The organism is Micromonospora sp. NPDC023888, assembly GCF_040639415.1.
Classification (GTDB): domain Bacteria; phylum Actinomycetota; class Actinomycetes; order Mycobacteriales; family Micromonosporaceae; genus Micromonospora.
On record NZ_JBEZZW010000030.1, the window covers coordinates 1 to 13,326 of the forward strand.

General features: G+C 71.3%; 11 protein-coding genes. 7 read left to right on the plus strand and 4 right to left on the minus strand.

Annotation, left to right across the window (positions count from 1 at the left end; all coding sequences use genetic code 11):
- Positions 1-229: 229 nt before the first annotated feature.
- The gene (locus AB0F61_RS24190) at positions 230-649 is read left to right on the plus strand and encodes a protein-tyrosine phosphatase family protein (RefSeq protein WP_357813497.1); all 420 of its coding nucleotides are present in this window, start codon (positions 230-232) and stop codon (positions 647-649) included.
- Between the two features lie 10 nt (positions 650-659).
- Here AB0F61_RS24190 and AB0F61_RS24195 read toward each other — a convergent pair whose 3' ends face one another.
- Positions 660-2,942: an excinuclease ABC subunit UvrA gene (locus tag AB0F61_RS24195; RefSeq protein WP_357813500.1), complete on the minus strand. Its 2,283-nt coding sequence runs from the start codon at positions 2,940-2,942 to the stop codon at positions 660-662.
- Between the two features lie 166 nt (positions 2,943-3,108).
- On the opposite strand from AB0F61_RS24195, the gene AB0F61_RS24200 reads away from it, so the two are divergent.
- The 3 genes from AB0F61_RS24200 to AB0F61_RS24210 all read left to right on the plus strand — a co-directional run bounded on the left by AB0F61_RS24200 (position 3,109) and on the right by AB0F61_RS24210 (position 6,000).
- Positions 3,109-3,837, plus strand: a complete 729-nt coding sequence (locus tag AB0F61_RS24200) for a MerR family transcriptional regulator (RefSeq protein ID WP_357813503.1) — start codon at positions 3,109-3,111, stop codon at positions 3,835-3,837.
- 53 nt (positions 3,838-3,890) lie between these two features.
- Positions 3,891-5,102, plus strand: coding sequence for a D-alanyl-D-alanine carboxypeptidase (locus AB0F61_RS24205; RefSeq protein WP_357813506.1), 1,212 nt, complete (start codon positions 3,891-3,893; stop codon positions 5,100-5,102).
- 70 nt (positions 5,103-5,172) lie between these two features.
- Entirely contained in the window at positions 5,173-6,000 is an 828-nt protein-coding gene (locus AB0F61_RS24210) for a peptidylprolyl isomerase (protein WP_357813509.1), read from the plus strand.
- A 135-nt stretch (positions 6,001-6,135) separates the two neighbouring features.
- On the opposite strand, the gene AB0F61_RS24215 is transcribed toward AB0F61_RS24210, so the two are convergent.
- Complete coding sequence (locus AB0F61_RS24215; RefSeq protein WP_357813512.1) at positions 6,136-7,170, minus strand: LacI family DNA-binding transcriptional regulator; 1,035 nt, start codon at positions 7,168-7,170, stop codon at positions 6,136-6,138.
- A gap of 184 nt (positions 7,171-7,354) precedes the next feature.
- Here AB0F61_RS24215 and AB0F61_RS24220 point away from each other — a divergent pair, with 184 nt between their 5' ends.
- The 3 genes from AB0F61_RS24220 (at position 7,355) to AB0F61_RS24230 (ending at position 9,809) form a co-directional block, all read left to right on the plus strand.
- On the plus strand, positions 7,355-8,323 hold the full coding sequence (locus tag AB0F61_RS24220; protein WP_357813515.1) for an acetylxylan esterase: 969 nt from the start codon (positions 7,355-7,357) through the stop codon (positions 8,321-8,323).
- Between the two features lie 80 nt (positions 8,324-8,403).
- A complete protein-coding gene (locus AB0F61_RS24225) occupies positions 8,404-9,252 on the plus strand; it encodes a M15 family metallopeptidase (RefSeq protein ID WP_357813518.1) in 849 nt (282 codons plus the stop codon).
- Between the two features lie 50 nt (positions 9,253-9,302).
- Positions 9,303-9,809, plus strand: coding sequence for a DinB family protein (locus AB0F61_RS24230; RefSeq protein WP_357813521.1), 507 nt, complete (start codon positions 9,303-9,305; stop codon positions 9,807-9,809).
- 76 nt (positions 9,810-9,885) lie between these two features.
- On the opposite strand, the gene AB0F61_RS24235 is transcribed toward AB0F61_RS24230, so the two are convergent.
- Together AB0F61_RS24235 and AB0F61_RS24240 are read right to left on the minus strand one after the other, a co-directional pair.
- Entirely contained in the window at positions 9,886-11,604 is a 1,719-nt protein-coding gene (locus tag AB0F61_RS24235) for a cellulose binding domain-containing protein (RefSeq protein WP_357813524.1), read from the minus strand.
- A gap of 381 nt (positions 11,605-11,985) precedes the next feature.
- Positions 11,986-13,173, minus strand: coding sequence for a spore photoproduct lyase family protein (locus AB0F61_RS24240; RefSeq protein WP_357813527.1), 1,188 nt, complete (start codon positions 13,171-13,173; stop codon positions 11,986-11,988).
- Positions 13,174-13,326 lie beyond the last annotated feature (153 nt).

Below are 13,326 nucleotides of genomic sequence, written 5' to 3' on the forward strand. Positions count from 1 at the left end.
TGGGGAACAACGCGCGGGCCTGGCTGGTTGTGGAGGGTGTCGGTGTGACTCAGTGTCCCCGGGCCTCACCTAATATCGCCTTCGCGGAATACCGTTCGGCTGGAGCCGCGTAGCGCCACTCGCCGAGAGGCGACCTGCACACCGACACCAGCGTCGCCCCCGGTCCACAAGGCCGGGGGCGGCGCTGTCTGTACCCACCGGTGGGGCCGGGAGCGGCACAATTGCTCGGGTGACTGGTTCTCAGCCCTGGTCGGAGCAGCCTGGTTTGCTCGTACTCCCCAGCGGGATGACGGTGCGCGGGCGTCGCGTCGCCGCGGTGACCTCGCCCGCCGACTTCGCCCTGCTGTTGGCGCCCGGCCCGGCTCCGGCGTGGCCGCACCGGCGGATCCGGTGGCCGGATTTCTGGGTGCCGACCGATCGGGCGGATGCGCTCGATGCCCTGCGGGCGGCGTTGCGGCGTGCCCACGACGGTGCGCGCGTCGAGGTGGCCTGTCGGGGTGGGGTGGGGCGTACCGGGACTGCGCTTGCCGCGTTGGCGATCCTCGACGGCTTGCCGGCCGAGCGGGCGGTGTCGTGGGTCCGGGAGGGTTACCACCCGAAGGCGGTGGAAACGCCCTGGCAGCGGCGCTGGCTGCGCCGCGTCGCCTGAGCGCCACCGCCTACCCCTGTCGGGTCACCGCCGGTTCGTTGACGTACTCGCGCAGGTGGGTGGCAGTGAGCGTGTCACCGTGGGCGACCAGGTCGGCGGGCGTGCCGGTGAAGACGATCCGGCCGCCGTCGTGGCCGGCGCCCGGACCGAGGTCGATGAGCCAGTCCGCGTGGGCCATGACCGCCTGGTGATGCTCGATGACGATCACCGTGTTGCCGGCGTCGACCATCCGGTCGAGCAGGGCCAGCAGTTGGTCCACGTCGGCCAGGTGCAGGCCGGTGGTGGGTTCGTCAAGCACGTACGTGGTGGTCTTCTCCGCCAGGTGGATGGCGAGTTTGAGTCGTTGCCGTTCCCCGCCCGACAGGGTGGTCAACGGTTGGCCGAGGCTGAGGTAGCCCAGCCCGACGTCGACCAGCCGACCGAGAATGGGGTGCGGAAAGAAGGCGTACGCCTCGGTGACCGACATGGCCAGCACCTCGCTGATGTTCTTGCCGCGCAGCGTGTACGTGAGCACCTCGTCGGTGAAGCGTCGCCCCTCGCACCGTTCGCAGACGCTTGCGACGCCGGCCATCATCGCCAGGTCCGTGTAGATCAGCCCGATCCCCTTGCAGGCCGGGCAGGCGCCCTCGGAGTTGGCGCTGAACAGGGCCGCCTTGACCCCGTTGGCCTTGGCGAAGGCGGTACGGATCGGGTCGAGCAGGCCGCTGTAGGTGGCCGGGTTGCTGCGTCGTGACCCGCGGATGGGGGACTGGTCCACGATGACCACTCCGGATCGGCCGCGCAGCGAACCGTGGATCAGTGAGCTCTTGCCGGAACCGGCCACGCCGGTGACCACGGTGAGCACGCCGAGCGGGATGTCCACGTCGACGTCGCGCAGGTTGTGCAGGTCGGCCTGGCGGATGGTGAGCTGCCCGGTCGGTGGGCGTACCGCCTCGCGCACTGTCACCCGGTGGTCCAGGTGCCGGCCGGTGAGGGTGTCGGAGCGGCGCAGCGCGGGCACGTCGCCGGTGAAGCAGATCCGGCCGCCGTCGGTGCCGGCCCCCGGCCCGAGGTCGACCACGTGGTCGGCGATCGCGATGGTTTCCGGCTTGTGCTCGACCACGAGCACCGTGTTGCCCTTGTCGCGCAGCCGCAGCAGCAGGTCGTTCATCCGGGCGATGTCGTGCGGGTGCAGGCCGACTGTGGGTTCGTCGAAGACGTACGTGACGTCGGACAGGCTGGAGCCGAGGTGCCGGACCATCTTGACCCGTTGCGCCTCACCGCCGGACAGGGTGGCCGACTCCCGGTCCAGGCTGAGGTAGCCCAACCCGATCTCGACAAGGGACTCCAGCAGGTCCCGCAGGTTGACGATGAGTGGTGCGACCGCCGGGTCGTCGATGCCCCGGACGAACGTCGCCAGGTCGCTGATCTGCATCGCCGAGCAGTCGGCGATGGTGCGTCCGGCGATCCGCGACGACAGGGCCGCCGCGTTGAGCCGGGTGCCGCCGCAGTCGCCGCAGGTGGTGAAGGTGACCGCCCGGTCGACGAAGGCGCGGATGTGCGGTTGCATCGACTCGCGGTCCTTGGCGAGGTAGAGCCGCTTGACCTTGACGGCCAGACCCTCGTACGTCCAGTTGTTGCTGCCCACCTTGATCTTCGTGGACGGTTTGTGGAGGAAGTCCTCCCACTGTTGGGGGGTGAAGTCCTGGAGTTTGACGTCCGGGTCGAACAGGCCGGAGCCGACGATCGTCTGCCAGTACCAGGAGTCGACAGCGAAGTTGGGCACGGTGATGGCGCCGTCGTTGAGGGAGCGCTCGACGTCCACCAACTCGTTGATGTCGAGGTCGGAGACGCGGCCCAGCCCTTCGCAGGTGAGGCACATCCCCTCGGGCAGGTTGAAGCTGAACGCCCCGGCGCCGCCGATCGACGGCTCGCCGAGCCGGCTGAACAGGATCCGCAGCATGGCGTACGCGTCGGTGGCGGTGCCGACGGTGGAGCGGGAGTTGACGCCCATCCGCTCCTGGTCGACGACGATGGCCGCGCTGAGGTTGCGCAGCGAGTCGACGTCCGGCCGGTTGAGGTTGGGCATGAACGACTGGAGGAACGCGCTGTAGGTCTCGTTGATCATGCGCTGGGACTCGGCGGCGATGGTGCCGAAGACAAGCGACGACTTGCCCGATCCGGAGACGCCGGTGAAGACGGTCAACCGGCGTTTGGGGATGTCGACCGAGACGCTCGCGAGATTGTTCTCCCGCGCTCCGCGTACCTCGATCATGTCGTGGCTGTCGGCGGCGGACCATGCTGGCTGCGACATGCGAACCCTTCACGGAGTCGTGGCGGGACTCCTGCCCCGCCGATGCTGGCGGGTTCCATTGTCTCATTCATCCCCATGTAGAGACTTTTCGCGAGTTTCCAGCGTTGCCTGGGGTGGGACCTCCGGTTAAGTCTCAAATCACGTCGTAAGCGGTACGGTGGCTCGCGTGGACGTCGCCCCGCAGGATCGGCTCCGCGCCGTGGACCTGGCCGCCACCGTCGGGATCTCGGTGCAGCAGGTGCGCAACTACGTCGAGCAGGGTGTGCTGCCGCCGGCCCGGCGTACCCCGAGCGGCTACCGGATCTTCACGACGGAGCACGCCCGGGCGCTGACCGTGGCGCGGCGGCTGGCCGAGGGACACGGCTGGAGCCGTACCCGGGAGATCATGGCGGCGGTGCACAGGGGCGACGTGCCGGCGGCCCTCGCGGCGCTCGACGGCGGCCACGCCGAGTTGGACCGGGAACGCGCCGAGATCCGCCGGGTGCTCGGCGCCTTCGAGACCGTGCTGGCCAGCCCACCGGCGGCCCGGCCCGCGCCGCGCCGCGCCGTCCGCATCGGCGAGGTCGCCGCCCTGGTCGGGGTGCGAACCTCCCAGCTACGGCTGTGGGAGCAGCGCGAACTGCTGCGGCCCGGCCGCACCCCGGGCACCAACTACCGGGTGTACGACGAGGCGGAACTACGGGCCGCGCAGGTCATCACGCTGCTCCGCCGGGGCGCGTACCCGTTCGAGATCATCGAGGCGGTGCTGGGGGAACTGCGGACCACCGGCAGCCCGCAGCGGGTCCGCGCCGAACTTGCCCGCCGCGAGCAGGACCTGCACATCCGCAGCCTGCGCCGGCTACGGGGCAGCGCCGCCCTGCACGACTACCTGCACGGTCGCGGCGAGGCGGACTGACCGACCGGCGCATCCCGTCCCGCCGTGCGATCTTGTTGACTAGGGTCGGGCACATGAGGACTGCGCTGCTGGCGGCCACGGTGTCCGCCGCCCTGCTCGCTCCCGTGCCCGTCGCCGCCGCGGGAGTGTCCGCCGGGCCAACCGTGCGCTGCCCGCGGGCGCCGGCCCCGGCGATGTCCCGCCCGCCCCGGCCCTCGCCCCCGCCCGCTGTGCCCGAGCAGCGGGTGGTCGGCGGCCCGGCGTTGGACACGACCGGCCTGGTCGTGCCGGCCGACGCCGCCGCGCCACCGGCGATCACCGCCACGTCGTGGCTGGTCGCCGACCTGGACAGCGGCCAGGTGCTCGGCGGTTGCGGCCCCCACGAGTACGGCACCCCGGCCAGCGTGCAGAAACTCCTGCTGGCGGCCACGATGCTGCCCCGGTTGGACCCGAAGCAGACGGTCACCGTCACCGAGGACGACATGAACATCGAGCCCGGCTCCTCCGCCGTGGGTCTGGTCGAAGGCGGTCGCTACACGATCGAGACGGTCTGGCTGGGTCTGCTGCTCAACTCGGGGAACGAGGCCGCGAACGTGCTGGCCCGGCTGGGTGGCGGGGCGGACGGCGCGGCCGGCGGCGTCCGCGCCATGAACGAGCAGGCGCACCGGCTCGGCGCGCTGCAGACACACGCGGTCACCCCGTCGGGGCTGGACGGCAGGGGGCAGTTCACGAGCGCGTACGACCTGGCGCTGATCGCCAGGGCCTGTTTCGCCGAGCCGACCTTCCGCCGGTACGCGCTCACCGAGCAGGCGGAGATTCCCACCCAGCCGGCGCAGTACACGAAGGGTTTCCAGATCCAGAACGAGAACCAGCTCATCTACCGGTACCCGGGTGCGCTCGGCGGCAAGACCGGCTTCACCGATCTGGCCCGGCACACCTACGTGGGTGCGGCGGAACGCGGCGGGCGACGGCTGGTGGTGACCCTGCTGGGTGCCGAATCGGCGCCGCTGCGGGGCTGGCAGCAGGGTGCGGCCCTGCTGGACTGGGGCTTCACGCTGCCGCGGGACGCCTCCGTCGGCCGGCTGGTCGAAGCGGGGGAGTTGACCGCCACCGCGTCGGCGGCGCCGTCCGTGCTGGCCGGGCCCGGTGCGCCCCGGCCGGCGGCGGCAAGTGGGCCCGCGCGTACCGGCTCGGGGTGGTTGTGGTCGGTGACCGCGGTGAGCGGCGCGGGGGTGCTCGCGCTGTTGGGCGGGCTGTTGTGGCGGCGTCGCCGTCGGCTGCCCTGACGGATCGACATCGGGCGCCGACGTCCATAGACTCCGGTCTTTCTGGCACCACGAGTCCAGGAGGATCACAGTGTCGAGTGAACTCGAACCGCGCCCCGGCGGGGCGGCACCCCGCCGGCCGGTGCGCGCCCTGTCCCGCCTCGCGGGGGTGACCGCGCTCGCCGGGGCGCTCGTCGTCGGGGCGTCCGCCAGCGCGGTCGCCGCGCCAGCCGACCTCAGCAGCGCCTCCACCGCCGCTGACGCCGCCACCCGACCGCCGCGCACCACCCACGGCCCGTGCGCGTACACCGAGACACCCGACGAGCCCGCGGCCCGGCCGGTGCCGCTGCCGCCCGACCCGCGGCGCACCCCGGCCCGGGGCAGCGTCCGGGTGACCCTGACGACCAACCACGGACCGATCGGGTTGACGCTGGACCGGACCGCCGCGCCGTGCACCGTACAGAGCTTTCTGCACCTGGTCGGCAAGCGTTTCTACGACCGCACCCCGTGCCACCGGCTCACCGCGTACCCCACGCTGAGCGTGCTGCAGTGCGGTGACCCGTCCGGCACCGGGGAGGGCGGCCCGGGGTACCGGTACCGCGACGAACTGCCGACCGGCCTGCCGCCGGCGCCCACCGACCCGACCGGGGAACGACGGGTGTACGCAAGGGGTGTGCTGGCCATGGCCAATGCGGGGCCGGACACCAACGGGAGCCAGTTCTTCCTGGTCTACGCCAACTCGGCGCTGCGCCCCAACTACACGATCTTCGGCGAGGTCGACGCGGCCGGGCTGGCCACCCTGGACCGGATCGCCGCCGGGGGAGTGGCGCCGACCGCCGAGGACCCGGCGCCGGTCGACGGCGCGCCCGCGCTGCCGGTGACCATTCGAAAGGCCATCCGCGCGCACCACCACCACTGATCAGGCGGCGCGGTGGGCGGCCCTCGGTCGCTCACCGCGGCGGCGGGAACGCAATCCCGGGGGCCACCCGGCAGCCCGAAATTTCCGGGAGCGGATCGGAAGTGGTCCGACCGGTCTCCGACCCAGTTCCGACCGTCACGACGGGCCGGACGACCCGGACGGTGGGGCGGTGCTGTCCCGGACGACCAGTTCCGTGGCGAGTTCCACCCGCGGTGAGTCGATGCCCTCGCCCTGGGCCAGGCGCAGCACGGTCCGTGCCGCCAACCGTCCCATCTCGACCAACGGTTGCCGCACCGTGGTCAGCGGTGGCGACGCCCAGCGGGCCTCGGGCAGGTCGTCGAAGCCGACGACGCTGACGTCGTCCGGCACCCGCAGCCCGCGGCGCCGGATGGCCTCGTAGACGCCGAAGGCCATCTGGTCACTCGCGGCGAAGATGCCGGTCGGCGGGTCTTCGAGGTCGAGCAGCGCGGTCGCGCCGGCGAACCCGGAGGCGTGGTAGAAGTCGCCCGGGTAGATCAGCGCGTCGTCCACCGGCACCCCGGCGCTCTCCAACCCGGCCCGGTAACCGTCGAGCCGCGCCCGGCTGCACAACAGGTGCGTCGGCCCGGCCACCAGGCCGATGCGCCGGTGCCCGATCGCGAGCAGGTGTTCGGTCGCGGCCATCCCGCCGGCCCAGTTGGTGGCACCGATCGTCGGGACGTCCATGGCCGGCACGCCGGCCGGGTCGACGACCACCACCGGCACGTTGAGGCGGCGCAGTTGCGCGTGCAGCGGCGGGCTCAGGTGCGAGGTCACGAAGATGACGCCGTCGGTGGCCCGGGTGCGCAGGTTCTGCAGCCACTGCCGGGCCGCTGTGGGTTGCCGGTGGATCGCGGAGACCACGGTGCCGACACCCGCGCCGTGCCCGACATCCTCCACGCCCCTGATGATTTCCACGGCCCAGGGGCTGTCCAGGTCGTTGAAGACCAGGTCGACGAGGCCGGCGCGGCGCACGCTGCGGCTGGTGCGTCGCCGGTAGCCGTGGTGGCGCAGCAACTCCTCGACTCGCTCCCGGGTGTCCGGGGCGACATCGGAGCGACCATTGAGTACCCGTGACACGGTCGGCACCGACACCCCGGCTTCCCGTGCGATCGCGGTGATGGTCACCCTGCGTCCGTCGTCCGCGCCCACCCGCGTCTCCTTCACCGAGCCGGAAGAACGACCACGAGACGTCGTCAACCGAGGATCCCGGAACGGTGTGCCCGTTCCACGCGTCATCTTGCCTCACCGACGGGGGTTGACGACATGCCAGGTCGGTTCTAGCGTTCGGCGAAGTTGCGGAATCTTTCCGGAAATTCGTCGGACCGAGGACGGCATGTACACCGATCTACCTGAGGAACAGCTGCGGGACTACCGCGGCGTCGTCCAGGAACCGGCGGACTTCGACGATTTCTGGGCCGAGACCCTGGCCGAGGCGCGGCGCGCCGGCTGGCCGGTGCGGGCCGAGCCGGTCGCGACCGAGCTGGACACCATCGACGTGTTCGACGTCACCTTCGCGGGTTTCGCCGGCCAGTCCGTGCGGGGCTGGCTGCGGGTGCCTCGCGGTGCCGCCAGGGCGTTGCCGACGGTGGTCCAGTTCGCCGGCTACGGCGGCGGGCGGGGGCACCCGCTGGAGAACCTGCTCTGGGCCGCGGCCGGCTTCGCGCACCTGCAGATGGACACCCGGGGGCAGGGCTCGGGATGGAGTCGAGGCGACACCCCGGACCTCGGCGCGGCCGGCCCGGAGGCGCCCGGCGTCACCACCCGGGGCATCGCCGACCCGAAGACCTACTACTACCGGCGGTTGATCACCGACGCGGTCCGGGCGGTGGACGCCGTCCGGACCCTGCCGCTTGTCGACCCGACCCGGGTGGCGGTGCTCGGGCACAGCCAGGGCGGCGGATTGGCGCTCGCGGCCGGCGCGTTGGCACCCGGGGTGCGGGCGGTGGTCGCGTTCGTGCCGTTCCTCTGCGACATCCCGCGCGCGGTGGTGACCACCGCCGCCCGCCCCTACCGGGAGATCCGCGACTACCTGGCGATCCACCGGAGCGCCGAGGAGCGGGTGCTGACCACCCTCGCGTACGTCGACGGGGTCAACTTCGCCCGGCGCTGCCGCCGCCCGGCGCGGTACTCGGTGGCGTTGATGGACGAGATCGTGCCGCCGTCGACGGTCTACGCGGCGGTGAACGCGCACGCCGGGCCGACCGAGTTGGCGGTGTGGCGTTACAACGGCCACGAGGCCGGCGGGATCGACGACGACGAGTCGGCGCTGGTCTTCCTGCGCGCGCACCTGACCGAGAGCTGACCAGGCCCGCGACGTCGGGCGGCTGACCCGGAACGGGCGCATCCGGCCCGCGGTGCCGGCCCGGCTGATAGACAGGAGGGGTGGGTCACCGGGTCGCCGTCGTGCTCGCGGTCGCCGCGCTGCTCGGCGGTTGCTCGCGGCCGGAGGCCCGCCCCCCGCCGGTCGCGCCGCAGTCGACGCCGGTGAGTCCGACGCCCCGGCCCACCCCCGCGACGTCCAGCACCGGCACGAGCCGGCTGCCGGGGTTCGTGGTGCTCACCGACCTCGACCCGCGCATCCACGCCGACATCCGCTACGCCACGGCGCACAACTTCGTGGGCCGCCCGATCACCGGCTACCCGGAGCCGCTGTGTCTGCTCACCCGGCGGGCCGCCGAGTCGCTGCGCCGGGTGCAGGACGCCGCGCTGGCCGGTGGACACAGCCTCAAGGTGTACGACTGCTACCGCCCGCAGCCGGCGGTCGACGACTTCGTCGCCTGGTCGAAGCGCCCCGGCGAGCAGCAGACCAAGGCGGAGTTCTACCCGGACGTGGCCAAGAACCGGCTCTTCGCCGACGGCTACATCGGGACGCCCACCGCGCACAGCCGGGGCAGCACCATGGACCTGACGCTCGTGGACGATCCCGCCGCCAGCCAGCCCGCGTACCGGGCCGGGCAGCCGCTTGTCGCCTGCACCGGGCCCCGGGGGCGGCGCTTCGCCGACAACAGCATCGACATGGGTACGGGCTTCGACTGTTTCGACTCCCGGGCGCACACCGCCGACCCCCGCATCACGGCGACGGCGCGGGACAATCGGCGGTTGTTGCAGCGGCTCATGACCGACGCCGGCTTCGTCAACTACGACCGTGAGTGGTGGCACTACAGCCTCCGCGACGAGCCGTACCCGGACACGTTCTTCGCCGCGCCGGTCGCCCGCTCGTCGGTCGGCTGACGCGCCGCCCGATCGCACCGCCAACGGCACGATCAGGCACGATCACTCCCATGAGCATCGAACGGATCGGCCCTCCGGTGACCGGTGACGAGCGGGAGACCCTGCGCGCCTTCCTCGACTTCCACCGCGCGACGTTGGCCCTCAAGTGCGAGGGTCTCTCCGACGAGGACCTGCGCCGGCAGTCGATGCCGCCTTCCACGCTGTCCCTGCTGGGCCTGGTGCGGCACATGGCCGAGGTGGAACGCGCCTGGTTCCGGCGGGTCATCGACGGCGCGGACGTCCCGTTGGTCTGGTCCGAGACGGGCGACTTCCAGCAGGCGTACGACGCCAGCTCGGCCACCCGGGCCGAAGCCTTCGACGCCTGGCAGCGCGAGGTCGAGCACGCCCGCCAGATCGAGCGGGCGGCGGCGTCGCTCGACGTGACCGGCCGCAACGTCCGCTCCGGCGAGACGGTGTCGCTGCGGCTGGTGATGCTGCACCTGATCCACGAGTACGCCCGGCACAACGGTCACGCCGACCTGCTGCGCGAGGGCATCGACGGCACCGTCGGCGTCTAGTGGCCGTCGTGCCGGTGGGTCGTGTGGGTGCGGATGCGCGATCCACACCCACACGCCCGGCTGGGCGGCGAGGCCCTCAGAGGGTGAACACCACCGTGGAGATGCTGCGGGCGCCGACGTTGACGGTGGCCTGACCGCCGTTGACGCTCGTCGGTTGGCTTGCCGCGTTGGCGTTCTGCGAGGTGAGGTAGTGCTCGGCCCGGGTGACGTTCTGCGGTGCCTGGATCACGGCGTTGTTGACCGCGCTGTTCGAGCGGTTGAGGATCACCAGGGTGATCTTGCCGTCACCCTGGTAGGCGGTCACCTCCAGCGGTGAGGCCTTGGAGCTCTTCGTCAGCGCGACCCGCTGGTAGCCGGGGCGGACGTACTTGGCGTACTGCGAGAACGCGTACCCGCGCTTGAGCGGAGCGCCCGCGACGGTGCCGAACGCCGACTCGCCGTCGCCGATGAAGGAGTAGTAGCGCTTGCCGTACCACCAGATGTAGGCGTTCCAGTTGGCCTCCATCGACTTGTGCACGGTGCGCATGATGTCGTCCAGGGTCTCGTTCCACACCGCGGCGTTGGCGGGGTTGCCCCAGATGTTGGAGCCGCCACCGTCGGCGGCGTGCAGGTTCCACTCGGTCATCCACACCGGCTTGTTGTACTGCTCCGCCAGGGAGTACGGCCGCAGCCGGCCCGACTCCTCGGTGCCGTAGAGGTGCCCGCCGATGTAGCCGATGTTGTTGCGGGCGGTCGCGTCGTTCAGGGTCGGATCGGTGAAGCCGTAGTTGAGGTTGACCGCCTCGGCGACCATCAGCTTGGTGTTCTGCACTCTCGTGCCCTGGTCGCGGACGAAGGTGCGCAGCTCGGTGCCGCTCCAGTCCATCGAGTCGTAGTCCGGGTGCCAGTCGGGCTCGTTCTGCACCGAGGTGACGTCGATGGTCACGCCCTGGCCCCGCATGTACTGGACGTAGCTGTTCAGGTGGTTGGCGTAGTCGTCGTAGTAGTCGGTCTTCAGCTTGCCGCCGTTGACCCGGCTGTTGTTGGTCTTCCACGCCGCAGGCGCTGTCCAGGGCGAGGCGAGGATCTTGACGTTCGACCCGTACGACTTTGCCGTCTTCAGCGAGTTCACGTGCGTCGCCCACTCGCTGGACTCCGGTGACAGACCGGTCCGCACGATGGACAGCCCCAACTGGTTGGCACCCATCCCGACAAGCGTCTGCGTGTCGGTCGTCGACCAGGCGCTGCCCCAGATCGACTGCGCGGCCCCGAACCCGTCGACGGTCTGGTATTTGGTGGCGCTGTTCACCGTGATGTCCGCCGGCCCGTTCGGCGGCGGAGTGGTCGGTGGTGGGGTCGTCGGTGGTGGCGTGGTCGGCGGTGGGGTGGTCGGCGCGGGGTCGCCGGTGCAGGCCACCCCGTTGAGCGTGAAGCTGCTCGGAGCGGGGTTGCTGCCGGTCCAGGAGCCGTTGAAACCGAACGAGACAGTGCCGTTGGTGGCGATGGCCCCGTTGTAACTGACGTTCTTGGCGGTGACCGCGGCGCCGCTCTGGGTGAGTGTCGTGTTCCAGGCCTGTGTGACGGTCTGTCCGGCGCTGTAGGACCAGGCCAGCGTCCAGCTGCTAACCGGATCGCCGAGATTGGTGATGGCGACGTTGGCGCCGAAGCCGCCCTGCCACTGCGACGACACGCTGTAGTCCACCGAGCAACCAGCGGCTGCCGCGCCGGCCGGCATCGCCACGGCGACCGCGGTCGACGCCAACAGCATCGCGCCGGCCGACACCGACGCGGCCTTGATGACTCTGGGTCTCCTCATAGGTCATTCTCCTGAGATCGGGGGGCCACCATGGTGGCCGATCAGCGGTGCGGCACATTGTTAGCGTTAACAGGTGCCGCCCGTCGCACCCGACAACGAATCGCCTCAATGCCCGTTGGCGGCCGTGCTCCCGACGGCCCGCCCGGTACGCCCACATCGACTTTGATAGATGGGCGTGGCTCCGTCAAGCCGCGACGGCGATGTTCGCGAAAGTTTTCCGAAACCAGCCAGGACGGCTCAACCGGTCAGCCGACAGGGCCGTCGCCGAGGTCGGCACGTCGGTCGCGGTCGGACCCCGGCACGTCGAACGCTGATCCTCGCCAGGTGCGGTCGTGAACATTTCCGAAAGTGCCGGCCGGGCTGGTGGCGGCCCGCCACACCTCAGGTCCAGTAGAGGATCCGGCAGGCCGGCACCCGCGAGGCGAGTTCGGCGGTGAACCAGCCGCGCAGCTCGGCCATGGTGTCGCGCGGGTAGACGTACTTCACCGCGCCGAACCTGCCGTGTTTACGGCTGCGCGACTCCTCGTCCATCTCCAGCCGGGTGCGCGGGTACCAGCCGAGGAGCACCTCCTTGCTGCCCGGGGTGAACCGGTGGGTGATCAGCTCGGCGGTCAGGTCCAGCTCCGGCACCCCGTCGACCGCCGCGCGGATCTGGTCGAGCAACTCGCCGTAACGGTCCCGCCAGTCGGGCAGCGCGATGATCGGAGCGATGGTCAGCCCGACCGGGTAGCCGTCGAGCGCGAGCCGGCGCAGCGCGGCCAGCCGCTCCGGTACCCGGGCGGTGCCGCCCTCGAACCGTTCGCTCACCGGGGCGCAGTTGACGCTGAGCCGGACCCGGGTACGGCCGGCGTGCGGCAGCCCGACGAAGGTGTCCACGTCGGCGTACTTGGTGGTCCAGCGCAGTTGTACCGGCGCGTCCCACCCGGCGAAGTGCTGCACCGCCTGCCGCCAGCTCCCGGTCAGGTGCTCCAACGCGAGGGGGTCGGTGTAGCAGGACGCCTCGAAGGTGGTGCCCTCGTCGGCGCGTCGCGCGTTGCGGCTGGTCACCGTCCCGCGCCCGGCGTACCCGGCAAGCCCGGCCAGGATGTCGTCGAGGTCCGCGTACACCCGGGTCACCGGCGGGCCGGACAGTGAGCCGGCGAGGTAGCAGTACTGGCAGTGCGCCGGGCAGCCTTCGGCCAGGTCGACCCGCCAGTCGGCGCTTGGCGCGATGGGTTGCAGGGTGCGCCGCGAGGGTGGGCTGACCACGATCGCCATGGTGGCCTTGGCTCGGGCGTAGGTCTCCCGGTCGGTCTCTCCGCGTACTCCGGTGAGCCGGTTGGAGCGCAGGCGTTCGACCTCGATGCCCTGTGCCTGCACCCGTTCGACGATCCGCTGGCCGTGCGGGTGCTCCAGCGCGGCCGGGGTGGCGACCACCCGGCGCGGGGTCCAGCGGCGGGCCGGTCGGGCCGCGGGTGCGAGCCCGGCGAGGTCGCGGGTCGGCACCCACTCGCCGCTGGCGTCGTGCGGCGCGGCGGGCACGTCGACGGCGAGGGGCTGGTCGACGTCGACGGCATCCGGGCTGGTCATCGGGCCGGGGTACCCGTTGTCGCCGGAATCCCACCCGATCGGCCGACCCATGATTGACGTCACCGGTGCCAGCGCATAACCTTTCGTCTATCTGTAAACATTGTGAACAGATGGTTCAGGTCGACGCGGCGGCGCGCGTCCCCACCGAAGGGA

Bases quoted from the DNA above. Each gene is read 5' to 3' on its own strand.
- AB0F61_RS24195 (WP_357813500.1), bottom strand. From the start codon at position 2,942: ATGTCGCAGCCAGCATGGTCCGCCGCCGACAGCCACGACATGATCGAG.
- AB0F61_RS24205 (WP_357813506.1), top strand. From the start codon at position 3,891: ATGAGGACTGCGCTGCTGGCGGCCACGGTGTCCGCCGCCCTGCTCGCT.
- AB0F61_RS24220 (WP_357813515.1), top strand. From the start codon at position 7,355: ATGTACACCGATCTACCTGAGGAACAGCTGCGGGACTACCGCGGCGTC.
- AB0F61_RS24230 (WP_357813521.1), top strand. From the start codon at position 9,303: ATGAGCATCGAACGGATCGGCCCTCCGGTGACCGGTGACGAGCGGGAG.
- AB0F61_RS24235 (WP_357813524.1), bottom strand. From the start codon at position 11,604: ATGAGGAGACCCAGAGTCATCAAGGCCGCGTCGGTGTCGGCCGGCGCG.
- AB0F61_RS24240 (WP_357813527.1), bottom strand. From the start codon at position 13,173: ATGACCAGCCCGGATGCCGTCGACGTCGACCAGCCCCTCGCCGTCGAC.